Origin of the sequence: uncultured Roseibium sp. (assembly GCF_947496995.1) — a bacterium.
Taxonomy (GTDB): domain Bacteria; phylum Pseudomonadota; class Alphaproteobacteria; order Rhizobiales; family Stappiaceae; genus Roseibium.
The window spans coordinates 181,712-206,541 of record NZ_CANMFD010000006.1 but is presented as its reverse complement, the minus strand read 5'-3'; the positions used below and the strand labels follow the sequence as shown (position 1 = coordinate 206,541).

Here is a 24,830-nt window from a genome sequence, read left to right as displayed (position 1 = left end):
GGATCAAACTCTCAGGTTTAATAAAAGTTCAATCACAGGCAACTTAATCAATCGCTATGCATTAAAGCACTCAATGTAAGAACCAGCATCTCTGCCAGCCCCCACAGAATTAACAAGAGCTCGATAAAACCAGACGAATAAATCCATCCAGCCAAATCGGCTTCCTTGTTTGAAAGATCAAACGTACCTGCGTAACCCTTACTTAAAAACCAAAATCCAAACACAAGTGCCCAGACAATGGCTTCCCGCAAGGCCAACGCCGCCTACGCTTCCCTTCCTTCAAAATCAAATTGTCAATGAACAGAGAGACAAACGCTCTCTCGGATCGCCCCAAACCCAGCGAAAACCAGCCATGTCCGAACCTCGCAGCCCGGATCCAAATGTCCGATTTTCAGGAATTTAGAGCACAAAACCCTGTCGCCAGCGACGTTGCCGCCGTCGATGAGCCGCGTTATACGCAGCACAATTCAAACCGTCAACTGCCCCGTCTGAAAAAAATCAAAAAAAGCGAAAATAATTGCAGAGGCCCGGTTTTCACGAATGAATTCAGGCAATTATTTCTTATCCAGCTTTCTTCGTCACCGCCTGAACCACCAGCGCGGACCCCAGTCCACCGGCTGCCGCAATCAGCGCCATGCCAAAGGCTTGAGCAGGTTCCGCAGGGTCCTGCGGACTTGACAGAAGATCGAACAGGTTCACGGCCAGGATTGCGCCCGACGCACCGATCGGATGTCCCCTTGCCAGACCGCCACCGTGCCTGTTGAGGCTGTCCGGGTCGATGCCCAGGTCGCTTGCGGTTGCCATCGCCTGAACCGCATAGGCTTCCATCACTTCGACGGCCGCAAGATCGGGTGACCCGATTTTCAGGTCCGCCATCAGGTTCCGTGCGAGCGCGACGGGCGCCAGAGCCGGGGCATCCGGATCGCCTCCGGAGCCGCGTGCCGCGAGGACCTTCAGACCCGATCCACCGTGACGGGCGAAAGCGCGCTCCGACAGGACCATCACCAGGGCGGCGCCGTCGGCCTCGCAGGCGATGGTTGCCGCACCGAGGCCGGTTTCCACCGGGCCGGCCAGAACCGGTGCGCGTAGCGCCGTTTTCAATGACAAGTCGCGCGTGAACCCGTCCCTGTCGGGCAAAGCCCAGCGATCTGTGACCAGACGTGTCTGCAGAAAGGGACGCGCCGCGATTGCCTTGCGGTGGGAGGCGACTGCAAACTCCGCCTGTGTCTGCCGTGTCAGGCCGCGCGCCGCAGCCAGCTTCGCGGCCGCATCGGCGAGTTCCGGGTCAGCATAGGGCGGCGGGGCAAAAGGCGGACGGTCATAGGGAACTGCCGGTTCCGCCGGTGACAGGGCTCGTTTCATGCGGATCGGTGCGCGGCTGAAACTCTCCGCGCCCCCTGCCAGAATACATTCGGCCGCTCCGGCCTCGACCAGCCGTACCGCCAGCATGATGGCATCGAGGCCCGAACAGCACTGTGTGTCGACCGTGAGCGCCGGCACGCCCTGCGGCAACCCTGCTCGCAACGCCGCCATACGCGCCGGGTTTCCGCCCCCGTAAAGAGCATTGCCGAGAATAACGTGATCGACGCTCCCGGCGGCTCTGCCGGTATCCGCCAGCAGACAGTCCATTACCGGCGCGGCCAGTTCATCCGCCTGGAGGCGGGACAGGGCGCCGCCGCGCGGCACCACAGCCGTGCGCCGCGCCGCGACAATGATGGCGCTCCGCCTTTCCATCAGGCTTCTTCTCCGTCAGCCGGCAAGTCTGCAAGGATCTTCTGAATATCCGGCTTTCCGCCCGCCGTCAGCGGCAAGCTGTCCCGAAAGTGGATCTTTCGCGGCCATTTGCCGGCCGCGAGCCTGTCCCGGCAATAGCGCATGAGTTCGGTGCCGGCGGCGTCCCACGGCTCTGTCAGTTGAACCACCACCTCCAGGCGCTCTCCGCGCACCGGGTCGGGAAGGCCGGCGGCAACGGCGACGGCAACCGCAGGGTGATCGGCAAGCACGGCCTCGATCTCCTCGGGGTAAACATTCAGTCCGGAAGTCACGATCATCCGGTTTTCGCGCCCGGTCAGATAGAGAAACCCGTCCGCGTCCAGACGGCCGTGATCGCCGACGCTCAGCCAGCCGTCGCGCCAACGCGTCGTCGGCGAGGCCCCGCAGATATATCGGGAAAAGAGCAGTTTGCTGCGGACCCAGATCAGACCGGAGTGGCCCGGAGGGGCGGGCCGGTGCGGATCGGCGATGGCGATTTCCACGCCCTCGGCCGCACGGCCAACCGAACCGGCAGGCACCCTGTCGTCCGGCGCAGCGATGGTGATGAAGCTGGTTTCGGAGGCGCCGTAAAACTCGTACAGCCGCGCCTGCGGAAAGACAGCTGCCAACGCCCTCCGGTCGGCGTCGCTCCATTTGGCACCGCTGGCAAGAACCTGCCTGACGGCATTGATCGGCCCGGTGCGCCTTGCGGCTTCGGCGAGAAAATGGAGCTGGGTGGGCGTGGCATAGAGCGCCGCTTCCGATTTTGCGCCGCCAAGCTCCGCGAGCACGGTGCGCGGATCGAAGCGCGGCATCAGGACCACTTCCTGTCCGGATGCCAGGCCGCAGACGGCCCCGTAAAGATGCAGCGAATGGGTCAACCGGCCCGGCAGGACGATCCGGGCGCTGCCGGCCATGCCGAAGGCACGCGTGGACAGCTTGAAGCTTTCAAGCCAGGACCCGTGCGAGCGCACATAGCCTTTCGGGGTGCCGCTGGAACCGGACGTGAACCCGGCATAGAACAGATCGGAATAAACGGGAGGGTCTTGTGGGCCGGATTGCCCGGCATCGATGCTGCCGGTAATAGCCTCCAGCTCCGCATAGGCAGTATCGTCGACGACGAGGTCAGGTGTGATTGCAGCGAGCACGTCCCCTGTCGTGGCCGCCGGCCAACCGGGATCCGTCACAACGGCGACACGCCCCGCCCGCGCGCAGGCGAAAAAGCCGCGAACCAAGCTTGCCGGGTCCTGCAGGTTCAGCACCACACGCCCGCCGGGTTGCGTCAGGCGCGACAGCCGCTGCGCCACCGCATCGACACTGAAGAGCAGTTCGCTCCAGGTGATCCGGACGGCACCGCAAGACAGTGCTGTCCCATCGGGGTTATCGCGGGCAAATCGATCCAGCCCGTCGCCGACAAAAGCCATGAGATGCCGACCTTCCAGACGGCCCCGTCAGTTTCTGGAGACGAGGGCGCTCGGCAGACCGCGCGCAATCGTCTGTGCGATCAGGGCCGCCAGACAGACCTTTATCACGTCACCGGGAATAAACCCGCCGGCAATCGTCGCGGCTTTTGCCAGAGACATGTTGCCCCAGAACGCCATCCCCGGCACGCCGAAGGCATAGATGACGAGAATTCCACCGATCGCTGCGGCCATTGCCGCCGAGACCAGAACACTCAGCTCCCGGGTGGCCCGCATCACCAGTCCGGCCGCAAAGGCCCCGAACGGAAATCCGATCAGAAACCCTCCGGATGTCGAATAGAACCAGGCAAATCCGCCGCGCCCGCCGGAGAGAAACGGCGCTCCCAGGGCAACGACAAAAAGAAAGAGCAAAACGGCCAATGCCCCGCGCACGGGACCCAGCATGATACCGGCAAGCATGATGCCGAGTGTCTGTGCGGTGATCGGCACCGGCCCGGTCCATGGCAGATAGATCGCCGGAACAAGTCCCAGGACCGCGACAAGAGCCGCATAAAACGCAATCTGGACAAGCGACCGGTCAGCCATTTTGGATTTCACCTTCTTTTAAAATGAGGAAAGCGCCAGGTCGGGAGTGTATCACAAATCCCACGGATCGACGCCGTGTCCACTGTCTGCGGGATAGACCACTTTCCGTGCAATTGCCAGACCCCGCCGGCGTCGTGCATGCGGCCCGAAGCTCTAGGCGGACAGGCCGTCCGCGCCGCCGCGCGCCTTGAGCGCTTCGGCGACATTGTCTGACATCCGCAGCGACTGGATCGCGAAAGGCGCCAGCAGACGCCAGGAATTCCTTGAGCCGGTCCTGGCCCGCCAGGCTTCCCGCAGCATGCCGTAGACCACCAGCATGTGCGGCGCGAACCGCAGCACCAGCGTGACGCCCAGTGCGGCCTTGCGCGGAGACAGGCCGACAAGCGCCAGCGGCCTGAAAAGCGGCTGGACCGCTGCCATCATGTCATCCATGCGCGTGGTGACCGAGACGAAGTTCGCGGCCAGCACCATGGTCAGCAGCCGCACGATGGCGAGTGCTCCGTCGTGAAGCGTGTCCGAGTACCAGTGCATAAGCGCCAGCAGGACAAGGAAGAAACTCAACGCGCGCAGAAGCTTGAGTTGGGCAAGCCCCGCACGCCCGAGCGAGGCATAACAAAGCAGTACGACGCAGAGACAGATCAGGTAGACCCAGAGCGACGTGACCTGGAACAGCGCCAAGCTGGCCAGTGCGACGGCCAGCAGTTTCAGGCCCGCCGGAACCTGGTGTGCCCAACTGTCGCCCTGGAGGTAAACCGAGATCATAGGGCGGCAGGCTCCTGTTCGCTGCCCAGCCTGAGCGCGACATCCCGGCGATAGGCCTCTCGGACGGTGTCCGGGTCGCCGTCCATGCGCAAACGCCCTTCCTCCAGCCAGAGCAGCCGGTCGAACCCGTCGAAATGATCGAGGTCGTGACTGACCATGACGATCTTTTGCGGCAGGGACAGAAGCTTGTCGCGGATCCGGCGCGACGCCAGCGCGTCGAGGCTCGTCATCGGCTCATCGAGCACCAGAAGGCTCGGCTCCATCACAAGCACCGCAAGGATGCAGATAAGCTGTTTCTGGCCCTCGGAAAGTTCTGAAATCGGCCGGTCAGCCAGTTGCTCGCAGCCGTGCTGCGCAAGAAATGTGCGCGCACCGCGCCGGCTTTCGTCCTTGCCGGCGCCAAGTTGCGTCAGTCCGAAGGCGATTTCTTCCTCGACAGTCGGAAAGATAGCCTGATGGTCTGGGTTCTGGAACACGAAGCCGACATGGCGCGGCAGTTCCGGCTCGGCCTGGGCCGATGGGGCGCCGAACAGAGCAAGCGTGCCATCCGAGGGACTGCGCAAGCCGTTCAGTAACCGGACGAAAGAGCTCTTGCCCGAGCCGTTCAGGCCGATGACGCCGATCCTGTCTTCCTGAAGCGTCAGGGTGAGGCCCTGCAGGATCTGCTTTCCGCCGATTGTCAAACCCGCCCCGTCGAACACCGCGTAAGGCCGGGCATCCGGATCGCAGACACGCGGCCTGTTCCGATTTTTCTTTTGGGGCCAGAGCGCCATCTTACCTCGCCGCGGACAGCCTGAATGCTGTTCTCCGGTCTTTCATTGCGCGCCGCTTATCGGCTGGAATCCGGTTCTTGTCAAAGTGAGCCTTTTCCGGCTCATCCGTCGCCGTTTCGGGCCGGTTTCCTAACCTACCGGACGAGTGAGGACGGAATAGTCGGCCAACTGGCCAATGGTCGCCCTGATCCGCTGAATGGCCCAACGAAACCGTTCGTCGGATTCCTCCGAGCCGAAGGTGATGCGCAGGTAGGGAGCCGGGGCGTGGTCCCTTACCTGGAAATACCGGGACGAGAGAACCGCCACGCCCTGGTGGCCGAGGGCGGCCTGGAGGGCATCCGGGTCAACGGTGTCGGGCAGCCGCAGCCAGCCGAACACCTTGTCAGGGTCCCCCTGGAGAAAATAGGGTGACAGCAGATCCCGGGCGTTCAGGAACCTGACGCGATTGGCTTTCCGCTTCAGGCGCAGGGTCTTGAACAGATGCCCCTCGCGCACCCAGCCGGCGATCAGTTCGGCGGTGATCGGCGAAGCCATCCACGTGCTTTCGCCGATCTTGTTGCGGATACTGTCTCCGAAGGAAGCCGGCACGTGGACAAAACCGATCCGGCTGCCGGGAGAACAGACCTTCGAAATGCTGGCGATCGAGGCGGTGCGTTCCGGGGCAAGCGCGCCGAAAGCCGGAAGTGTTTCCGGCAGAAAAGGCGTGTAGGGGTCGTCCTCGACGATCTTGATGTCGTGGGTCTGCGCCACCCGGACAAGATCCTCCCTTTCCTCAACGGTCATGGTGTGGGTCGTCGGATTTTGCATGTTCGGCATCAGGAAAACGCCCTTGACGCCATGGGCCGCCGCCGCACGTGCAAGCGCTTCGGGATCCATGGCACCGAAACCGCCGTCTTCGCGCCGCAGGGCTGGAATCGGCACCGGTTTCAATCCGATGCCCGCAAGAGAGCTGAAAATCGACGGATAGGTGAAACAGTCGACGGCAATCGCGTCGCCTGCCCTGAAAAGGGCCTGGCAGGTCACCTGAATGCCGTGCTGCGCGCCGCAGGTCACAGCAACGCGGGCAGGGTCGGCGTCAAGGCCGTAGTCCTTGAAGACAAGAACCCCTGTTTCGCGGTGCGCCCTGAGGCCTTCGGACGGCACGAAACCGTTCAGCCGGTCGATGCCGACTGTCCGGGCCATGCGCACCAGCCCGTCGGACAGGCTCGGATTGAGATGCGGATAGGCGAAATTACGGGCCAGATCGACGGCTTCCGGCTCCTCCTCCCTGGGGATGAGGGGCGAGACCTTCTGTTGTTCGGGCGCCACATAGGTGCCGCGGCCGGTTTCGCCCTTCACCAACCGGCGTCTTTCCGCCTCGCCGTAGGCCCTGGTGATGGTGCCGAGTGTGACGCCCAGCTTGTAGGCCAGTTCCCGTTGCGGCGGCAGCCGGTCTCCCCGGGCCAGCGCGCCGGTGCCGATGGCGGTCTCCAGCGCGTCGGCGATTGCCAGATAAATGGGCCCCTGCGCCGCTGTTATGTCCGGTATCCACATTGTCATGAGGACAATGTTATCATTGACGAATACAATTTCTCAAGACAATTGGTATCTCCGCCTGCTTTGTATCGATTGTATCGAAAGCCATCCGGAGATGCGTCATGGATCCCGCTACATTTCTCGCCTTCGCGATCTTCGTCATCGTCATGACCGGAACTCCCGGCCCCGGAAACCTGACCTTTCTTGCGATCGGCGCCTCCGCAGGTTACCGGACGGCGTTTCCCGTCATCGTCGCCTCCCAGATCGGAGCCTTGCCGCTGCAGCTCAGCGTTGCCTATGGTCTCGGCCATGTCATGGCCGGGGGCGGTCCGGTGGTCGCGATCTTCAAGGTGCTGAGCATGGCCTATATGACCTATCTTGCCTGGCGGATAATCTCCCTCTCCGTCAAGCCGAAGGGCGAGGTCGCGCTGCCGAGCTTCAGGGAAGGACTGCTGATCCATCCACTCAGCCCGAAGACCTGGGCAATGAATCTCGCGGCGTTCTCGAGCTTTCTCGCCGGGAACGGTCTCGACGTGCATGAAAACGCGATGATCCTGGTCGCCGGCTTCATGCTCGGCGGCACGGTGTTTCATTCGCTCTGGGCGCTTGCCGGCGTGTCAATCCTCGCGCTGATCGGTGACGGCCCTCTGATGCGGGCGATCACCGTCACGATGGCGGTGGCGATGATCGCAGCCACGCTCTGGTCGCTTGTGCTGTAAAGGTCCGGGTTCTCCGGCAAAAAAAGACGGGGCCTGTCCCGTTCGGGTGCGGCGGACAGGCTCAAGGTTACGGGGTGAAGACGATCGTCTTGTTGCCGACGATCATCACCCGGTTTTCCAGGTGGTATTTCACGGCACGGGCGAGCACGCGCGCTTCGATGTCGCGGCCACGGGCGACGAAATCCTCTGCGGACAGGGAATGGCTGACCCGTTCCGCGTCCTGTTCGATGATCGGACCCTCGTCGAGATCCGGGGTGACGTAATGGGCGGTCGCGCCGATCATCTTCACGCCGCGCGCATGGGCCTGATGATAGGGCTTTGCCCCCTTGAAGCTCGGCAGGAAGGAGTGGTGAATGTTGATCACCTTGCCGAACAGGCGCTTGGAAAGATTGTCTGACAGCACCTGCATGTAGCGGGCGAGCACCACCAGATCGGCACCGGTTTCCTTGACCAGTTTCAGGAGCTTGTCTTCCTGCTCGGCCTTGTTTTCCTTCGTCACCGGCCAGTGATGGAACGCGATGCCCTCGTGTTCGGCTGTCCGCCGACCGTCCGCGTGGTTGGAGACGATGGCCACGACCTCCGCATCCATCCAGCCGACCCGGATCTGGTAGAGAAGATGCAGCATGGCGTGGTCGAATTTCGACACCATGACGATCACCTTCGGCCTCTTGGCGGTGTCGACCAGCTTCGCCTTCATGTCGAACCGGCTGATGACCGGATCCAGCGACTTCTGGACGCTCTCCAGGGTGACGCCCTCGGGAGCCAGGATCGCGATCCGGAGGAAGAACTGATTGGTGACCCGGTCCCAGAACTGGTCGCTTTCAGCGATATTGGCGCCGAAATCCGCAAGCTCGGTGGTCACGGCGGCCACGATGCCGGGCTTGTCCGCGCATGAGAGCGTCAGAACGAATAGGCTATCGGACATGTTCTTCTCGTCTCCAAATTGTCTCTGGTCCCGTTTTCCGGCCAGCCTGAGCCGGTCGTCGAGGCCGTATTTTTCAACAGCTTCCGCGAAACCATGACCCTGCAATACCGGCACAGCGGCATGAAAATCCGACAGAGGCCGATAATTGCGGTCCGAACCGGGACGGGCATAGCCGATCGGACACCGGTTTGCCACGTATTGCTGCAGATTGCCGGTTGCGCGCCGGGCGCGTGCCGGGTGGCTGAGAGCATCCGGGCGGGCGGTGGAAGCTTCGAATTCCTTTTTCGTTAACCAAGTTTTTCATCACAATTTTAATCAAATTGTCTGAGCCTTGGCGCGGGGGACGACATTGCAATCAGTTTCGACAAGGCTTGCCCGTCATGCGTCAGCGCCTCATCGCCTGGATCGTATTCATTGGATTCACCGTTACTCTCGCCGGCTGCGGAACCGTTGCCGGGGTGACCGGCATGGGCTGGATGACCGCGTCTCACAATTCCATCGATTATGACGACAGTTCCTGGTGTGTGCCGCGCAAGCTGAAGAAGGTGCTCAACCGCGTCGCCAAGCGCTACGGCAAGGTTACCGTGCATTCCACCAAACGCTGGTGGCTGGAAAACTGGTGGAAGGGCGGCGCCAAGAGCTCCTATCATCTGAACTGCCGCGCAGTGGACTTCTCGGTTGGTGGAAACCCCTCTTCCGTCATCGCCTATCTGAAGAGCCAGAAGGAAGTCGGCGGATACAAGCACTATTCCTCCGGCCACTACCACATCGACACCGGTCCGCGCCGGACCTGGTAAAGACGGAACCGGCAAACGCGCGCGCGGCCCTGCAGCCTTATTTCAGTTCGCCCAGTTCCAGCGCCATTTCCCAGGCAACGGGGTCGAAGCCGATGAAGTTCTTCGTCTCGCACTCGACGATCGGACGCCTGATCGCGGAAGGGTGCTCGATCATCACGCTGAGAGCGCTGGCGGCATCGACGACGGAATCCTTGATCTCGTCATCCAGTTTCCGCCATGTCGTGCCGCGCCTGTTCAAGACGGTGTCCCAACCGAACTCTCCGACAAAAGCCGCCAGCTTGTCCTCGTCCACACCGTCCTTGCGGTAGTCGTGGAACGTGTAGTCCATGCCGGCCTCCTCCAGGAACTTCCGGGCTTTCTTGACGGTGTCGCAATTCCTGATGCCGTAGACCTTCATGATCAATTCTCTCCGTGCCAATATCCTGCCGGACAGTTGCGTCTGACGGATCGAGTTTCAAGCACCCGGGACGACTTTCCACCATTGTGGCCACGCGGCGGGTTGACCCCACAGGCCTCGCGCGTCACTGATCCCCGTTCAATGGCCTGACGTGCGGCTCTGTCTTTGCAATGGGGCCGCTTTGCTGCATTCATACGGTTCGGTTGCCTGCGAGAGGCGCCACCAAGCCGGCAAGGATGCCTGGAGATCTCATGAGCGTGCCCGGATCTGCTTCCGTTCCCGTCAAACCCGTATCCCGGCAGGCCGAGGCCAGATCCCGGCCAGGACTGGGCAACTGGCGACAGCGCCTGCGGCTGTGGAGCGGGCTGATCCTGTTCGTCTTTTGTCTCAGCCATTTTCTCAACCATGCCCTTGGCATCATTTCCGTCGAGACGATGGACAAGGCCTCACTGTGGCACTACGGGGTCTGGCGCAATCCCCTGGGCGAAGCGCTTCTGATCCTGGCGGCGCTGACCCACGTAACGCTCGCGCTGTGGCGAACAAGCCGCCGCCGGACGCTGAAGATGTCGCGCTGGGAATTCTGCCAGTTGGCGCTCGGCCTTTACATCCCCTGGTCCCTGATCCCGCATGTCACCTTCACGATGGGTTTGGCCAAGGAGTTCGGTTTCGTACCGGCCTATTCACAGATGCTGACCCTGCTATGGCCCGATGGCGCGCTGAGCCAGTCCATCCTGCTGCTTGTGGTCTGGTTCCATGCCATGATCGGCCTCCATTTCTGGCTGAGGCTTTATCCTCTCTATCACCGGCTTCTGCCGCTGGCAGTGGTCCTTGCGGCAGCCGTGCCAGTGCTGGCCCTGTGGGGCTGGATCGAGGGAGCCCGGCGCCTGGCCCTGAGCCAGGATATCACCGTGCAGGTCACGGCGGACCAACGCCTCTGGGCCGACAGCCTGATCCTTCAACTCAGGGCCTTCGTCTTCAGCCTCATTCTGATCAGCCTTCTCATCGTGCTGACCCGCTACCTTGTTCAGCGTTTCGCTTCCGGTATTACGGTTTCCTATCCCGGCGACCTCAAGATCCGCGTGTCTCCGGGCCCTACCCTTCTGGAGATGAGCCGGATGAAGGACATTCCGCATGCGGCTGTCTGCGGAGGCCGGGCGCGCTGCTCGACCTGCCGGGTGCGGATTCTCTCCGGCGGCGATACGCTCGACGAGCCCGGGCCGGCGGAATCGGCCGTGCTTTCCAGAATTGCGGCAGGGGAAAACGTGCGCCTGGCCTGCCAGATCAGACCCAGGGGAAACATCGAGGTCCAGCCTCTGGTGCCGGTGAGGGAGGCTGCCGGCTCCGCCCGGCACCTTCAGGATGCCTATTTCTGGGGCGTGGAGCAGGTCGTGACGGTGATGTTCGTCGATCTGCGCAATTTCACCCGCATCACCGAATCCCAGCTCGCCTACGACGTCGTGCATTTGCTCAACAGCTATCTCGATCAGGCCTCGGCGGCCATCCGCGCCGAAGGTGGCTATGTCGACAAGTTCATCGGCGACGGCATCATGGCCATCTTCGGAATGGACTGTGATGCCGCGACCGGCGCCCGTCAGGCACTCAAGGCCAGCAAACGCATCGAAGCCGTCATGACGGCGCTGGAAGCCGAGAAAGCGCCGCAGTTCCGGGATCCGATCCGCCTCGGGATCGGGCTTCATCTAGGCCCGGCTATCCTCGGCCGCATCGGCTCGGCAGGAACCGACGGCACGCGGGGCGGCCTGACGGCGCTCGGCGATGTGGTCAACACGGCCAGCCGACTGGAAACGGAAAACAAGGTTCACGGCAGCTTTCTTGCCGTTTCGAAAGCCGTGATCGACGCTGCAGGCGCCGACATTTCAGGTGCGGAGACATCGGAAATCAAGTTGCGGGGCAAGGAAGTTGCCCTGCAGATATTCACGATGGTCAACCTGGACGGCCTTCTCGTGCCTGATGCCGGCACAGGCAGCAAACACGCCGCAACCAATCGATGACCAGCCTGGAGACACCGTGAGCCAGTTCCCCACACCGCGAGACATGCTGAAGAAACTGATCTCGTTCAATACGGTTTCAGACCGCAGCAACCTTGCCCTGATCGACTTTGTCGAGGAATACCTTGCCGGGCTGGGTGTGACGTCGGTCCGTGTTCCGAGCGAGGACGGCACCAAGGCGTCGCTTCACGCAAGGATCGGCCCGGCACTCGACGGCGGCGCCGTTCTGTCGGCGCACACGGATGTGGTGCCCGTGGAGGGCCAGAACTGGTCACAGGATCCTTTCACCGCCTGGGAAGCCGACGGACGTCTTTACGGGCGCGGCGCGGCGGACATGAAGGGGTTTGCCGCTACAGTGCTCGCGAAGGTGCCCGATTTCCTGTCCGCCGATCTCGGGAGGCCGGTGCATATCGCCCTGTCCTATGACGAGGAAACCGGCTGCACGGGTGTCTCGCCACTCATTGCGGACATGCTCGCAAGAGGACCTAAGCCCGACTTCGTGATCGTGGGGGAACCCACACGCATGAAGGTGGTGAGCGGGCACAAGGGAATCGTCGTTCTGAAGACGCATATCCACGGCCATCCGGTGCATTCCAGCCAGTTGCACAGGGGCGTTTCAGCCATTTCCGCAGCCGCGAATCTGATCACCTGGCTGGATGCAAGGACTGCGGAGAACAAGGCCGGGGCCGAGCCCGATTGTCCATTCGATCCCCCCTACACGACGCTTCATTGCGGCGTAATCCATGGGGGGCAGGCGCATAACATCACCGCCGGGAACTGTGAGTTTGTTACCGACATCCGCATGTTGCCCGGAGAAAGCGCGGACGACTGGGTCGCAGCCTACAGGTCTTTCATCGAAAGCGAGGTCCTGCCCGACATGCAGGCAGTGTCTTCGCAGTGCCGAATCGACGTGACGGAGATGGCGAATGTACCCGGCCTCCGGGAAGAAGAAGACGGCAAGGCGGAAACAGTTGCGCGGCGCCTGACCGGCGACAACGCCCGCAATGTGGTGGTTTATGCGACCGAGGGCGGGATCTTTCAGGCTCACGGGCTTTCCACGATCGTCTGCGGTCCGGGATCCATCGACCAGGCTCATCAACTGGATGAATTCATTGAACTCACGGAATTGGACCGGTGTGCCGCATTTTTGGACAGACTGACTGCGGACCTGTCGCAAATTGACAGTTAAACCGATTTGAATTCAGTCATTTGCAATGTCATAGTTTTCAGCTGCAGGGCAGACGTGCAATCGTCGGAAGAGCTATCATGCTCGGGTTGCCGTTCGGGAAACCGGAAAGAGGGGAAAATGAACAAGAAATTATTTGTGATCGCCGCAACATTATCTGTTGCGGGTTCGTGGTCGGCTGTTCAGGCTGAAACACTGAAATTCGCGTTTCAGGGATCTTTGAACGCACTGGATCCATACAGCCTCAATGAAACTTTCACCTTGTCGTCCCTCGGGAATGTCTATGAGGGTCTGACACGGCGTGCTTCCGATCTGTCGATCGAACCGGGGCTGGCGGAGCGCTGGGAAATCGTCGAGCCGAATCGCTGGCGTTTCTATCTGCGCAAGGGCGTAAAATTCCATAACGGCAACGACTTCAATGCCGAGGATGTCGCATTCTCCGTCGATCGGGTCCATTCCGAAGGGTCGGATCTGAGCACCCGCGTTCCGGCCGACGTCAAGGTCGAGATCGTGGACGATTACACGGTCGATTTTGTCCTGAGCGGCCCGAACCCGATCCTGCATTACGAGTGGGATACGTTCTACATCATGGACAAGGAGTGGACGACCGAAAACGATGCGGTCAAGGTCACTTCCGCGTCCGATACCGCCGCCAACCATGCCGCACTGCATGCGAACGGCACCGGTCCATTCAAGGTCGCCAGCCACGAAGCCGGCGTGAAGACCGTGTTTGAGAAAAACGATGGCTGGTGGGATACGGCAGAGCATAATCTCGACACGGTCGAGTTCACTCCGATTTCCTCCGACGCCACACGGGTTGCCGCGCTTTTGTCCGGCGAACTGGACATGGTGTATCCGATCCCGGTTCAGGACATCAAACGCGTCAACGAAAACGCGGGCACCGTCGCCCTGACCGGACCGGAGCTGCGGACCATTTTCCTGGGCATGGACCAGATGCGGGACGAACTGCTCTATTCGGATGTGAAGGGCAAGAACCCCTTCCAGGACGTGAGAGTCCGCAAGGCCTTTTATCAGGCGATCGACATCGAGGGGATCAAGAAGAAGGTCATGCGCGACCTGTCGACGCCCTCCGCCATCATGATCTCGCCGTTCCTGTTCTCCAAGGCGGGTGAGTTCGAGCGTTATCCGTACGATCCGGAAGCGGCCAAGGCGCTCCTGGCGGAAGCCGGATATGCGGACGGCTTTTCCGTCGGCATGGATTGCCCCAACGACCGCTATGTCAACGATGAAGCCATCTGTCAGGCGGTTGCGTCGATGCTGGCGCGGGTGGGTGTGAAGGTCGATCTCAACGCCCAGCCGAAAGCCAAGTATTTCGCCAAGATCCTGGCTTCGGGCGGCTATGACACCTCCTTCTATCTGCTTGGCTGGACCCCCGGCTCGCTCGACAGCTGGAACGTGCTCAATGACCTGATGAACTGCCGTGACGAGGCAGGTGCCGGCTCACCGTTCAACAATGGCGGTTTCTGCGATCCCAAGATCGACGAACTGACCGACCAGATCCTGGTCGAGATCGATCCGGCCAAGCGTGACGACCTTATCGCCGAGGCCTTCAAGATCGCCCATGACAACGTCTACTACCTGCCGCTTCACCAGCAGGGGCTCGCCTGGGGCGTTTCGGACAAGGTGCAGCTCGTTCAACGTGCCGACAACCAGTTCAAGTTCCGGTTCGTGACCAAGAACTGATCCGGCACTTCCAACACAGCGTCCCCGCCCGATCGCCGGGCGGGGAGGTATTCCTGTTCCGACCTGAAGAGCCGATATGATTGGATTTGCGACGCGCCGCTTTGTACAGGCGATGATTGTCATGCTGGTGGTGGCGCTTCTGTCCTTCACCATGTTCCGTTTTGTCGGCGACCCGGTCAACCAGATGGTCGGCATCGAGACTTCCCTTGAAGAGCGCGAAGCCCTGCGGGAGCGGCTCGGGCTGAACGATCCGATCCCGATCCAGTTCTATAATTTCCTGTCCAAGGCGGTGCGGTTCGACTTCGGCACCTCCTACCAGTTCCGCCAACCGGTTTCCGACCTCTTCGCCAAACGCATTCCGGCGACGCTTGAACTCAGCTTCACATCGGCGCTGTTCGCTCTTGTCGTCGGCGTTCCGATGGGCATCTTCGCGGGCCTCAACAGGGAGTCGCCCATCTCGAAACTGTTTCTTTCGGTATCCCTCATCGGAATATCCCTGCCGACATTCTTTATCGGGATCCTGCTGATTTTCCTGTTTTCCGTGACCCTCCAGTGGCTGCCGAGCTTCGGCCGCGGGGAGACGGTGCAGATAGGTTCATGGTGGACCACCGGTTTCCTGACGGTCTCCGGCCTGAAAGCGCTGATCCTGCCATCGATCACACTCGGTCTCTACCAGATGACCCTGATCATGCGGCTGATCCGCGCCGAGATGCTTGAGGTCATCCGCACCGATTATATCAAGTTCGCTCGCGCCCGCGGCCTGCCGGACCGGCTGGTCAATTTCCGCCATGCGCTCAAGAATACGCTGGTTCCAGTGGTCACCATCACCGGCCTTCAGCTCGGGTCGATCATCGCTTTCGCGACCATCACCGAGACCGTGTTTCAATGGCCGGGCATGGGTCTCCTGTTCCTGCAGGCGGTGCAGAATGTCGATATTCCGATCATGTCGGCCTATCTGCTGCTGACCGCCTTCATGTTCGTGGCGATCAACTTCATCGTCGACATCCTCTATTTTCTCATCGATCCGCGCCTGCGGGTCGGACGGCCTTAAGGGAGACAGCCAGCCATGCCTACAGTCTCCAACGAAGAAGCGAAGGCCGCGGTGCAGGACCGGAGCGGGGTGCAACCCACTCCCGGACGCATGACGAGAATCGTGGACAGCGACTTCTTCCATGCCTTCCTGCGGTCAAAGGTGACGGTCGTCGCCGCCTGCGGCACGTTGATCCTGTTTCTGCTCGCCTTTCTGGCGCCGTGGATCGCTCCGCACAATCCTTTCGATCTGGCCTCCATATCGATCATGGACGCCCGCGTCCCGCCGGTCTGGATGGACTATTCCGACCCGCGTTTCGTGCTTGGAACCGATGACCAGGGACGGGATCTTCTCTCCGGCATCTTCTACGGTATGCGCATTTCGCTGATCGTCGGCTTCTGCTCCGTTGCTGCCGCCGCCGTCATCGGCATCACCCTGGGACTGGTCGCCGGTTACATGGGTGGACGGATCGATGCGATCATCATGCGCATCGCCGATGTCCAGCTCACCTTCCCGGCCATTCTGATCGCGTTGCTGATCGACGGTATTGCGAACGGAATTTTCGGGTCCCTCGACCGCGACGTCTTCGCTTTCTACATTCTGATCGTGGCGCTGGCCCTGTCCTTCTGGGTTCAATATGCCCGGACCGTGCGCGGCTCGACCATGGTGGAAAAAAGCAAGGAATACGTTCAGGCGGCCCGGGTGATCGGCCTGCCTTCCGTCATTATCATGGCGCGCCACATCCTGCCGAACGTGATGGGACCGGTGATGGTGATCGCCACCATCAATCTGGCGCTGGCCATCGTGACCGAGGCAACGCTGTCCTTTCTCGGTGTCGGCATGCCGCCCACCCAGCCGTCCCTCGGCACGCTGATCGCAATCGGCAACGATTTTCTCTATTCTGGTGAGTGGTGGATCGCGATCTTTCCCGGTGTTGCGCTGGCCCTTCTGGTCCTGAACGTCAACCTTCTGGGCGACTGGCTGCGCGACGCCCTCAACCCGAAACTGCGGTGAGGGCAAAATGAGCGTGCTTGATATCAGGGATCTCACCGTCGAATTTCCGGGCCGGAAGTCTGTCTTCGTCGCCGTCGACGACGTCAGTCTCAGCGTCGAGGCCGGCAAGATACTTGGCGTGGTGGGGGAATCGGGCGCCGGCAAGTCAACCGTCGGCAATGCGGTGATCGGTCTGTTGCAGGAGCCGGGACACATCGCCGGTGGCGAAATCTTCCTGCACGACCAGCGCATCGACCAGCTGCCCTACAAGCAGCAGCGCCTGCTGCGGGGGCGCAGGATCGGGATGATCTTCCAGGACCCGCTGACCTCGCTCGACCCGCTGCAGACCGTCGAATCCCAATTGGTGGAGACCATCCGCACCCATCTGCCGCTGACCGGCACGCAGGCGCGGGAACGGGCCATAGAGCTGATCGACGCGGTCGGCATTCCCGATCCGGAAGAGCGGATCGGACAATATCCGCACCAGTTTTCCGGCGGAATGCGCCAGCGGGTGGTCATCGCGCTTGCCCTGTGCGCGGAACCGGAACTGGTGATCGCCGATGAGCCGACCACGGCTCTGGATGTCTCCATTCAGGCGCAGATCCTCGAGCTCATGAAGAAGCTCTGCTCGGAGCGGAATGTCGCCATGATGGTGATCACCCACGACATGGGCGTCATCGCAGACATCACCGATCATGTTGCAGTGATGTATCACGGCAAACTCGTGGAATACGGCGAGACAACGAAGGTTCTCGGCGCGCCGGAACATCCCTACACGCAGAGCCTGATTTCCGCGGTGCCGCGGCCGGATATCAAGGTCGACCGGTTTCCGGTCGTGAACTACATCGAGGCGGCAGGCACGCCGCAAAGGCAGATCGACATTTCCACCCACTGGCTGGGCAAGGCACGCGATTTCAGCACCATTTCCGGTCCACTGGTGCGCATCCGGGATCTGGACATGCGGTTCGAGACACGGGGATCGATATTCCCGTCCAGGCGGAAATACTTTCAGGCCGTCAAGAAGGTCAGTTTCGATATCGAACAAGGCGAGACCTTCGGTCTTGTCGGCGAAAGCGGCTCGGGCAAGTCGACCATCGCACGGCTTATCACCGGCCTTTACCAGCCGACCAGCGGCTCCATCCTTTTCGGAGCAACGGATCTCACATCGCTGAAAAACCGCCGCGACGTGCTGGCGATGCGCAGACAGATGCAGATGATCTTCCAGGATCCCTATTCCTCCCTCAACGCCCGCATGCGCGTCAGGGAGATCATCGCCGAGCCAATCCGGTTCCATAAACTGGCCTCCGGAAACGCCGAAGTCCGGCGGATCGTCGACGACCTTTTGGATCATGTCGGCCTCGGCACGGCCGCGGGGCAGAAATATCCGCATGAATTTTCCGGCGGGCAGCGTCAACGCATTTCCATCGCCCGCGCGCTTGCAACCCGGCCACGCTTCCTGATCTGCGACGAGCCGACGTCGGCGCTCGATGTCTCGATCCAGGCGCAGATCCTCAACCTCCTAAAGGACCTTCAGGAGGAGCTGCGGCTGACCATGCTGTTTATCAGTCACGATCTGGCAGTGGTCCGGCAAATGTGCAACCGCATCGGCGTCATGCGCCATGGCGAATTGTGCGAAGTCTCCGGGTGCGACGAGCTGTTCGAAGCGCCGCAGCACGCCTATACGCGCGAACTGCTGAACCTGATGCCGTCAATGGAGCTGCTGTCGCGCGCCAGTCTGGAACCCGCCTGACACCCAGGCTCACGGGTAGGGCGCTGTAAGTCCCTGAGGCTTCAAGTCCCTGAGTATGAGTCTTTTTTCGGATTCTTCCGAGTCGCGCGGTTGACTCGGGCAACGGCCCTGATTCCCGGTTTGGCCCACGCGGATAACCACAATCGAGTCCGCACCCGGCAGATTTTTCCCCCTTCCGATGCCGCTTCGCCCCTGGCTCAGAACAACTTCCACGGACTTGCGCGAAACGGCAATCAGACAGCTGGTTTCATGGCACGAGCAGTTCCACAAGCGGGAAACAAACTCCAATTGACATCATAAAACGGAAGACTGGCCGGCCTTCCTGTTAATATAAAACATCCCGAAATTTCATCCGCCCGGCGGGCTACTTCAGATGAGCCTTCAAATACATCCGGCTCTGAATCTCTTTACATATGAAACTTGCTCCAGGCGAAAAGGCAGTCACGTGACGCCCTGCGTGAATGCTCGGCATTTTTGCGCATGACCTGCGGCGCGCACCCCCAATTCATCCGCTGCCTCGTTCTCACGCCATTGCCCGGCGAAACCCCATCCAGCATTTTTGAACACGAACCTCCGACCCTCTCCGCAACAGGCGCCATCGACGCCAAACGGGGAGAACAGCAAGAACCACAAGGCGAAAGTTTCCGGCCATGCCGAAAAAATCTTTTACTTCAACACTCTGGTTTCTTTTCTCGGGGACTTCGGTGGTCTTTCTGGTTTTTGCAATGAGCGCGATGTCCTTGGGAAACGACGCGCCCGACCAGCCGATCCTGATTTTTGAAAAATTCAGCGCCCTGTTTTTCGGCATGTTTTCTTCGATTTTCTCGCTGCTTGCGCTGTCTTTCTCCATGAATTGCTTGATCGGCCGCCCGCTCACCCTGATGACTGTCGCCACGAGTTCCCTACTTCTGGGATTTACGGTTCTGCTACTGCATGCCGGCATCGCGACCGACCTTGCCAGCGCCCCGGCGATCTGCGCGGCATTCATGATGACATTGCGTTCCTTCGGCGTTGCCCTGCTTCCCCCCCGGGGTGACAGGAACGGTGTGCGGGAAGCCGTGTGGTCGCTCCTGCTCACGACCGGAACGGCTGTGGTCTGGTGGGTCGTCGATCCGGCCATGGTGCCCCCTGCGATGGCGGCTGCACTGCTGCTCTCCTGGCCGCACCTGATCGACGGGATCAATGCCTTCGCGGACAAGGTGTTCCACGAGGCTGCGATGGCTGCCGGAGCGCGCGATCTCGGCCAGGGCGCATTCACACGGATCGCAAGAGCCCGGGATATCGTCATCGACAAGTCGGCGGTTATGTCCGGTCCCGACCTGATGGTCACCAACGTGATGGCTTTCGACAACGAACCAAAGACGCTGCTTGCCGTCGCCGCCTCGGCCGAAGCCCAGTCGAGCCACCCGGTCGCCGTCGCTCTGCGCCAACTGGCCGAGCAGTGGCATGTAGCGGTCAGAGCGCCGGACCGTTTCGAGCCGGAGCCGGGTCTCGGTGTGGTTGCCCTTCTGGGCGGCCAGACGGTGGTGATCGGCACCACCGCTCTGCTCAACCGGCTCAAGATCGACAGTTTCACCGCCGATGCCATTGCCCGCTCGCTGGAAGCGGACGGCAAGACGGTCCTGCGCGTTGCTGTCGGCGGCAGGGTTGTCGGCGTGCTCGGCCTTGAGGGGACGCTGCGCCAAGACGCGGGTGTTGCAGGTCTCGCCCTGCGGTCGGAAGGACTGGTTCCCTGGCTTTTCAGCGGCGACAGCCAGAAGACCCGTAAAGCGCTTGGCGACATGCTCGGCCTGGAACTCCTCGATGATCCCAGGCCCGGCGAAACCGCCCGGGACGCCGTCTCCAGAGCCCGGCTGCAGAACCCGCTCGTGCTCACACTCTCGCAGGACCGCACCGCCCTTGAACTCAGGGATTGCACTGCTCCGACTGAAGAGCAGGACGAGACCGCGCCGATTGCCGTCAGCAACACCGACGACATCGGAGCGTTTCCGGCCCTCAAGGCTCTTGCCATGCGCCGCAACCTGCTTGCCCTGCACGCCAGACGGCTTCTGATCGGGATCTGGGCGCTGGCCGGACTTTGCGGCGCCTGCTTCCTCCTGCCGTTTTCCGTCGCGCCGATGCTGTTTGCTCTCTGCCTTGCGATCCTCTGGGCTTTCGCCCGATTCTCTGTCGCCGACACCGGTCGAAGGCTTGCCACCGCCCGTCACGATGCAGAAGGCCTGGTGTTCGAAGCCGAATAATTTCCCGCCGAACCGAATTGCGCGGTCAGCGCCTTTACAGCGCAAGAACACTGGTGTTTATCCACCCTGCACTGTTCAGGTCATGGATTTGCATATAGCGATGAAACCGTGACCCGGGGTGTGAACTCATAAATGCAGGCGAAGTGGCCTCGGAAATGGCGGGATACCGTCCCGACGCGGGCGATGAGCGGACTTTCTGACCGGTCAGGCACGCCTATGATCCCTGGGTGAAGCCATTTCATCTTCATTTATGAGTCCCCACCCCAAACCGATTCAGTTGAGGGAAGAGGCTTCATGAGCGACACCAAACAACCGAAGCTGCGGTCCGCGGCCTGGTTCAACAATCCGGACAACCCGGGCATGACCGCGCTTTATGTCGAGCGCTATCTCAATTTCGGCATCACCCGTGAAGAGCTGCAATCCGGCAAGCCGATCATCGGAATTGCCCAGACCGGGTCCGACCTCTCCCCGTGCAACCGCCATCATCTGGAACTTGCCAAGCGCGTGCGTGAAGGCATCCGCGAGGCGGGTGGCATCGCGTTCGAATTCCCGGTGCATCCGATCCAGGAAACCGGCAAGCGTCCGACAGCGACCCTCGACCGGAACCTTGCCTATCTCGGCCTTGTGGAACTGCTTTACGGCTACCCGATCGACGGCGTCGTGCTGACCATCGGCTGTGACAAGACAACGCCGGCCTGCCTGATGGCCGCGGCAACCGTCAATATTCCTGCAATCGCGCTGTCCGTCGGCCCGATGCTGAACGGCTGGCACAAGGGCGAGCGTACCGGGTCGGGGACCATCGTCTGGAAAGCCCGCGAGATGCTTGCCGCCGGCGAGATCGACTATGAAGGCTTTATGGATCTCGTCTCCTCCTCGGCGCCCTCCGTCGGATATTGCAACACCATGGGCACGGCCACCACGATGAATTCGCTGGCCGAGGCGCTCGGAATGCAGCTTCCCGGCGCGGCGGCGATCCCGGCTCCTTACCGGGAGCGCGGCGCGATCTCCTACCAGACCGGCAAACGTATCGTCGACATGGTTCACGAGGACCGCAAACCGTCGGACATCATGACCCGCGAGGCGTTCGAAAACGCCATTGTCGTCAACTCGGCCATCGGCGGGTCGACCAACGCGCCGATCCATCTGAACGGCATTGCCCGTCATCTTGGCGTCGCGCTCGACAATGACGACTGGCAACGCCTGGGCCATGACATTCCGCTGCTGGTCAACCTGCAGCCGGCCGGGGAGTATCTCGGCGAGGATTATTTTCATGCCGGCGGCGTGCCGGCCGTCGTCGCCGAACTGATGCGCCACGGCAAGCTGCCGCATCCGGACGCGGTCACCGCCAACGGCAAATCGATGGGCGAGAACTGCCAGGGCATCACCACCGACCTGCCGGATGTGATCAAACCCTATGACAAGCCGCTGAAGGAACACGCCGGCTTCATCAACCTGAAGGGCAATCTCTTCGACAGCGCGATCATGAAGACCAGCGTGATTTCGGAAGAATTCCGCAACCGCTATCTCTCCAACCCGGACGATCCGGAAGCCTTCGAGGGCCGGGCCATCGTTTTCGAGGGACCGGAGGATTATCACCACAATATCGACAATCCTGATCTCGGCATCGACGAACACTGCATGCTGTTCATCCGCGGAACGGGACCGATCGGCTATCCGGGTGGTGCGGAAGTCGTCAACATGCAGCCGCCGACGGCGCTGATCAAGCGCGGCATCACTTCGCTGCCCTGTATCGGCGACGGCCGCCAGTCCGGAACCTCCGGTTCGCCATCGATCCTGAACGCCTCTCCGGAGGCTGCCGCAATGGGCGGGCTGGCGCTTCTGAAAACCGGCGATCCGGTGCGGATCGACCTGCGCAAGGGAACCGCCAATATCCTGATCTCCGACGAGGAGCTGGAGCAGCGACGCACCGACCTGGAGGCCGCCGGCGGGTTCAAGGTTGCCGAAAGCCAGACCCCCTGGCAGGAAATCCAACGTGCCATGATCGGCCAGTTCGACAAGGGCATGGTTCTGGAACCGGCGGTGAAATATCAGGATGTGGCGCATACCAGGGGACTGCCGCGTGACAATCACTGATCTGGCACCGATCTGGCCCGGACACCGAGCCGGGACGCGCCCTTCGCCCGCTCGCCCACCTCGGCTTTGACTTGCCTTGGGCGAACGGGCAGCGATACGAATTTCACACTTGACGATTACGTAAACGGCATGCTTCAAGGAAGCAACAAGGGGCCTACGCCTCATTCAAACGGGAGAAGACAGATGTCCCTGGAAAAGCTTACCGAAGGTGTCCGTGCGAAAGTTGCGGATGGCGGCATTGAAGAAAGCGTCAAGTTCGATCTTGGCGAGACCGGCATCATATATCTGCAGGGCTCCAAGGTGTCCAACGAGGACCAGGAAGCCGACTGCACCATCAAGATGAGCGCCGAAGACCTGGACGACCTCCTGTCCGGCGACCTCAACCCGACCGCCGCCTTCATGGGCGGCAAGATGCAGGTGGAAGGCGACATGAGTGTCGCGATGAAACTCGGCAGCATCGTTTAAGACCTCGCGCCAAAACGCAGACACGGTTTCAGCCGGCCCCATGTGGGGCCGGTTTTTTGTTGGCGACAAGGAGCGCCCTCGACATGTGAAAACGGCGTACGCAAGCACATCCGTTGCAGACCGATGACAAAGTCAGCCTTCCCATCGTCATCTCGGCTCAGCGCTGCGCTTGGCCGGGGTGACAACCGAGAGCGGGACTCAGGCTCTCGGTTCTCTCAACAGAGTTGATGACGAATTGAGTGTCTGTGTCAGCAATAGAAAACGGCGGACCCGAGGGCCCGCCGCTTGAAGTTGTCAGTGCTCCGCATTCCTAGCGGTTTGTGACGATCTCCGGTCCCATCAGGCTGTAGGGAAGCCAGGTGGAGATGGCAGGGACATAGGTGATCAGGATCAGGAACACGAACAGGATCATCACGAAGGGCGCCGCCGCCCGGACGACCTGCACCAGACTCATTCCCGTTATTCCCGAGGTCACGAACAGGTTCAGCCCGATGGGTGGCGTGATCATGCCGATTTCCATGTTCACCACCATGATGATGCCGAGATGAACCGGATCGACGCCGAGTTCCATGCCGATCGGAAACACCACCGGCGCCACGATCAGCAGCAGGCCCGACGGTTCCATGAACTGGCCGCCAATCAACAGCAGAATGTTGACCGCGATCAGGAAGGTGAACCAGTTGAACCCGGCACCGATCATCCAGTCGGTGATCGCCTGCGGGATCCGCTCGGACGTCAGAACGTGGGCGAAGAGCAGCGCATTGACGATGATGAACATCAGCATGATCGTCGTTTTCGCGGCGTCGATCAGCACTTTCTTCGTGTCTGCATGGAAGCAGCCCGGAAAGAAGTAGATCACTGTCAGCAGGACATTGCGGACGATCGCGGACACTATGGACTCGCCGTCCTTGCGCATCGGCACATCCTTGAGCGGACCCATGTCGCGATAGATGAAAATCGCGATCAGGAACGCGTAGACAGCAGCGACGGCAGCGGCTTCGGTCGGTGTGAAGATGCCCCCGTAGATGCCGCCCAGAATGATCACGATGAGCAGCAGCCCGAAGGCGGCTTCGCCGGCAGCGCCGAGAATCTCGCTCATACCGGCAAAGGGCTGCTTCGGCATGTTCTTGATGCGCGCGTTGACGTAGATGGCGATCATCAGCATCAGGCCGGCCACGATGCCCGGGATCACCCCGGCCAGGAACATCCGGCCGACGGACACGTCGGTCGCGGCGGAATAGACCACCATGACGATGGACGGCGGGATCAGGATGCCGAGCGTTCCAGCATTGGCAATGACACCGGCGGCGAATTCCTTGGTGTAGCCGACCTGGCGCATGCCGGCGATTGCGATCGTGCCGATGGCGACCACGGTGGCCGGAGACGAACCGGACAGCGCCGCAAACAGCATGCAGGAGAAGACCGCGGCGATGGCCAGACCGCCGCGAATATGGCCGACGCAGGCAATCGCGAAGCGGATGATGCGCCGGGCGACACCGCCGGTCGACATGAAGGCGGAGGCCAGGATGAAGAACGGGATCGCCAGAAGGGTGTAGTTCTGCGACGCCGTGAACAGCTGCAGGGCCACCGACGAGATCGAGTCGTTGGAGAAAAAGGCAATCGCCAGGACGCTCGAAAGGCCCAGCGAAATGGCGATAGGTACGCCCAGGAACAAAAGCCCGAGGACGAGGATAAAGAGAATTGCAGCTTCCATCG

General features: G+C 61.1%; 22 protein-coding genes. 11 read left to right on the top strand and 11 right to left on the bottom strand.

The features are described from left to right. Window positions 1-47: 47 nt before the first annotated feature. The 7 genes from Q1B40_RS22110 to Q1B40_RS22080 all read right to left on the bottom strand — a co-directional run bounded on the left by Q1B40_RS22110 (window position 48) and on the right by Q1B40_RS22080 (window position 6,832). Entirely contained in the window at window positions 48-251 is a 204-nt protein-coding gene (locus Q1B40_RS22110) for a hypothetical protein (RefSeq protein WP_299819725.1), read from the bottom strand. A 310-nt stretch (window positions 252-561) separates the two neighbouring features. Further along, complete coding sequence (locus tag Q1B40_RS22105; protein ID WP_299819680.1) at window positions 562-1,734, bottom strand: thiolase family protein; 1,173 nt, start codon at window positions 1,732-1,734, stop codon at window positions 562-564. Beyond that, a complete protein-coding gene (locus tag Q1B40_RS22100) occupies window positions 1,734-3,176 on the bottom strand; it encodes a class I adenylate-forming enzyme family protein (protein WP_299819677.1) in 1,443 nt (480 codons plus the stop codon). Before Q1B40_RS22100 ends, Q1B40_RS22105 begins: the two co-directional genes overlap by 1 nt. A 27-nt stretch (window positions 3,177-3,203) precedes the next feature. Continuing rightward, window positions 3,204-3,758 carry a biotin transporter BioY gene (locus Q1B40_RS22095; protein WP_299819674.1) on the bottom strand — a complete coding sequence of 185 codons (555 nt, stop codon included), beginning with the start codon at window positions 3,756-3,758 and terminating at the stop codon, window positions 3,204-3,206. A 153-nt stretch (window positions 3,759-3,911) separates the two neighbouring features. Then, window positions 3,912-4,520, bottom strand: coding sequence for an energy-coupling factor transporter transmembrane protein EcfT (locus tag Q1B40_RS22090; RefSeq protein ID WP_299819671.1), 609 nt, complete (start codon window positions 4,518-4,520; stop codon window positions 3,912-3,914). Further along, window positions 4,517-5,293: an energy-coupling factor ABC transporter ATP-binding protein gene (locus Q1B40_RS22085; protein WP_299819668.1), complete on the bottom strand. Its 777-nt coding sequence runs from the start codon at window positions 5,291-5,293 to the stop codon at window positions 4,517-4,519. The genes Q1B40_RS22090 and Q1B40_RS22085 overlap by 4 nt, the downstream gene beginning before the upstream one ends. A gap of 129 nt (window positions 5,294-5,422) precedes the next feature. Further along, on the bottom strand, window positions 5,423-6,832 hold the full coding sequence (locus Q1B40_RS22080) for a PLP-dependent aminotransferase family protein (protein WP_299819664.1): 1,410 nt from the start codon (window positions 6,830-6,832) through the stop codon (window positions 5,423-5,425). A 98-nt stretch (window positions 6,833-6,930) separates the two neighbouring features. Between Q1B40_RS22080 and Q1B40_RS22075 the strand changes: the two genes are divergently transcribed. Further along, window positions 6,931-7,527, top strand: coding sequence for a LysE family translocator (locus Q1B40_RS22075; RefSeq protein ID WP_299819661.1), 597 nt, complete (start codon window positions 6,931-6,933; stop codon window positions 7,525-7,527). Between the two features lie 67 nt (window positions 7,528-7,594). On the opposite strand, the gene purU is transcribed toward Q1B40_RS22075, so the two are convergent. Next, on the bottom strand, window positions 7,595-8,452 hold the full coding sequence (gene purU, locus Q1B40_RS22070) for a formyltetrahydrofolate deformylase (protein ID WP_299819754.1): 858 nt from the start codon (window positions 8,450-8,452) through the stop codon (window positions 7,595-7,597). 380 nt (window positions 8,453-8,832) lie between these two features. Here purU and Q1B40_RS22065 point away from each other — a divergent pair, with 380 nt between their 5' ends. Then, window positions 8,833-9,249, top strand: coding sequence for a D-Ala-D-Ala carboxypeptidase family metallohydrolase (locus Q1B40_RS22065; protein WP_299819658.1), 417 nt, complete (start codon window positions 8,833-8,835; stop codon window positions 9,247-9,249). 37 nt (window positions 9,250-9,286) lie between these two features. On the opposite strand, the gene Q1B40_RS22060 is transcribed toward Q1B40_RS22065, so the two are convergent. Continuing rightward, window positions 9,287-9,646 carry an ArsC family reductase gene (locus tag Q1B40_RS22060; RefSeq protein ID WP_299819655.1) on the bottom strand — a complete coding sequence of 120 codons (360 nt, stop codon included), beginning with the start codon at window positions 9,644-9,646 and terminating at the stop codon, window positions 9,287-9,289. Between the two features lie 251 nt (window positions 9,647-9,897). On the opposite strand from Q1B40_RS22060, the gene Q1B40_RS22055 reads away from it, so the two are divergent. From Q1B40_RS22055 to Q1B40_RS22030, 6 genes are all read left to right on the top strand, one after another. Then, window positions 9,898-11,655: an adenylate/guanylate cyclase domain-containing protein gene (locus tag Q1B40_RS22055; RefSeq protein WP_299819652.1), complete on the top strand. Its 1,758-nt coding sequence runs from the start codon at window positions 9,898-9,900 to the stop codon at window positions 11,653-11,655. Window positions 11,656-11,671: 16 nt separating this feature from the next. Further along, window positions 11,672-12,841, top strand: coding sequence for an acetylornithine deacetylase (argE, locus tag Q1B40_RS22050; RefSeq protein WP_299819649.1), 1,170 nt, complete (start codon window positions 11,672-11,674; stop codon window positions 12,839-12,841). 117 nt (window positions 12,842-12,958) lie between these two features. Further along, a complete protein-coding gene (locus Q1B40_RS22045) occupies window positions 12,959-14,542 on the top strand; it encodes an ABC transporter substrate-binding protein (protein ID WP_299819646.1) in 1,584 nt (527 codons plus the stop codon). 76 nt (window positions 14,543-14,618) lie between these two features. Further along, complete coding sequence (locus Q1B40_RS22040; RefSeq protein ID WP_299819643.1) at window positions 14,619-15,593, top strand: ABC transporter permease; 975 nt, start codon at window positions 14,619-14,621, stop codon at window positions 15,591-15,593. A gap of 15 nt (window positions 15,594-15,608) precedes the next feature. Beyond that, a complete protein-coding gene (locus Q1B40_RS22035) occupies window positions 15,609-16,586 on the top strand; it encodes an ABC transporter permease (protein WP_299819640.1) in 978 nt (325 codons plus the stop codon). Window positions 16,587-16,593: 7 nt separating this feature from the next. After that, window positions 16,594-18,315, top strand: coding sequence for an ABC transporter ATP-binding protein (locus Q1B40_RS22030; protein WP_299819637.1), 1,722 nt, complete (start codon window positions 16,594-16,596; stop codon window positions 18,313-18,315). Between the two features lie 523 nt (window positions 18,316-18,838). Here Q1B40_RS22030 and Q1B40_RS22025 read toward each other — a convergent pair. Next, on the bottom strand, window positions 18,839-19,210 hold the full coding sequence (locus tag Q1B40_RS22025) for a hypothetical protein (RefSeq protein WP_299819634.1): 372 nt from the start codon (window positions 19,208-19,210) through the stop codon (window positions 18,839-18,841). Here Q1B40_RS22025 and Q1B40_RS22020 point away from each other — a divergent pair. From Q1B40_RS22020 to Q1B40_RS22010, 3 genes are all read left to right on the top strand, one after another. Further along, window positions 19,197-20,555: an HAD family hydrolase gene (locus Q1B40_RS22020; protein WP_299819631.1), complete on the top strand. Its 1,359-nt coding sequence runs from the start codon at window positions 19,197-19,199 to the stop codon at window positions 20,553-20,555. The genes Q1B40_RS22025 and Q1B40_RS22020 overlap by 14 nt on opposite strands. Before the next feature lie 294 nt (window positions 20,556-20,849). Further along, window positions 20,850-22,649: an IlvD/Edd family dehydratase gene (locus Q1B40_RS22015; RefSeq protein WP_299819628.1), complete on the top strand. Its 1,800-nt coding sequence runs from the start codon at window positions 20,850-20,852 to the stop codon at window positions 22,647-22,649. A 183-nt stretch (window positions 22,650-22,832) separates the two neighbouring features. After that, complete coding sequence (locus tag Q1B40_RS22010) at window positions 22,833-23,114, top strand: SCP2 sterol-binding domain-containing protein (protein WP_068408656.1); 282 nt, start codon at window positions 22,833-22,835, stop codon at window positions 23,112-23,114. Between the two features lie 310 nt (window positions 23,115-23,424). Here the strand turns inward: Q1B40_RS22010 and Q1B40_RS22005 are convergent, their stop codons facing one another. Next, window positions 23,425-24,828 carry a TRAP transporter large permease gene (locus Q1B40_RS22005; RefSeq protein ID WP_299819622.1) on the bottom strand — a complete coding sequence of 468 codons (1,404 nt, stop codon included), beginning with the start codon at window positions 24,826-24,828 and terminating at the stop codon, window positions 23,425-23,427. Window positions 24,829-24,830: the final 2 nt, after the last annotated feature.

Bases quoted from the DNA above. Each gene is read 5' to 3' on its own strand.
- Q1B40_RS22105 (WP_299819680.1), bottom strand. From the start codon at position 1,734: ATGGAAAGGCGGAGCGCCATCATTGTCGCGGCGCGGCGCACGGCTGTG.
- Q1B40_RS22100 (WP_299819677.1), bottom strand. From the start codon at position 3,176: ATGGCTTTTGTCGGCGACGGGCTGGATCGATTTGCCCGCGATAACCCC.
- Q1B40_RS22095 (WP_299819674.1), bottom strand. From the start codon at position 3,758: ATGGCTGACCGGTCGCTTGTCCAGATTGCGTTTTATGCGGCTCTTGTC.
- Q1B40_RS22090 (WP_299819671.1), bottom strand. From the start codon at position 4,520: ATGATCTCGGTTTACCTCCAGGGCGACAGTTGGGCACACCAGGTTCCG.
- Q1B40_RS22085 (WP_299819668.1), bottom strand. From the start codon at position 5,293: ATGGCGCTCTGGCCCCAAAAGAAAAATCGGAACAGGCCGCGTGTCTGC.
- Q1B40_RS22080 (WP_299819664.1), bottom strand. From the start codon at position 6,832: ATGACAATGTGGATACCGGACATAACAGCGGCGCAGGGGCCCATTTAT.
- Q1B40_RS22075 (WP_299819661.1), top strand. From the start codon at position 6,931: ATGGATCCCGCTACATTTCTCGCCTTCGCGATCTTCGTCATCGTCATG.
- purU (WP_299819754.1), bottom strand. From the start codon at position 8,452: ATGTCCGATAGCCTATTCGTTCTGACGCTCTCATGCGCGGACAAGCCC.
- Q1B40_RS22065 (WP_299819658.1), top strand. From the start codon at position 8,833: ATGCGTCAGCGCCTCATCGCCTGGATCGTATTCATTGGATTCACCGTT.
- Q1B40_RS22060 (WP_299819655.1), bottom strand. From the start codon at position 9,646: ATGAAGGTCTACGGCATCAGGAATTGCGACACCGTCAAGAAAGCCCGG.
- Q1B40_RS22055 (WP_299819652.1), top strand. From the start codon at position 9,898: ATGAGCGTGCCCGGATCTGCTTCCGTTCCCGTCAAACCCGTATCCCGG.
- Q1B40_RS22045 (WP_299819646.1), top strand. From the start codon at position 12,959: ATGAACAAGAAATTATTTGTGATCGCCGCAACATTATCTGTTGCGGGT.
- Q1B40_RS22040 (WP_299819643.1), top strand. From the start codon at position 14,619: ATGATTGGATTTGCGACGCGCCGCTTTGTACAGGCGATGATTGTCATG.
- Q1B40_RS22035 (WP_299819640.1), top strand. From the start codon at position 15,609: ATGCCTACAGTCTCCAACGAAGAAGCGAAGGCCGCGGTGCAGGACCGG.
- Q1B40_RS22030 (WP_299819637.1), top strand. From the start codon at position 16,594: ATGAGCGTGCTTGATATCAGGGATCTCACCGTCGAATTTCCGGGCCGG.
- Q1B40_RS22020 (WP_299819631.1), top strand. From the start codon at position 19,197: ATGACTGTCGCCACGAGTTCCCTACTTCTGGGATTTACGGTTCTGCTA.
- Q1B40_RS22015 (WP_299819628.1), top strand. From the start codon at position 20,850: ATGAGCGACACCAAACAACCGAAGCTGCGGTCCGCGGCCTGGTTCAAC.
- Q1B40_RS22010 (WP_068408656.1), top strand. From the start codon at position 22,833: ATGTCCCTGGAAAAGCTTACCGAAGGTGTCCGTGCGAAAGTTGCGGAT.
- Q1B40_RS22005 (WP_299819622.1), bottom strand. From the start codon at position 24,828: ATGGAAGCTGCAATTCTCTTTATCCTCGTCCTCGGGCTTTTGTTCCTG.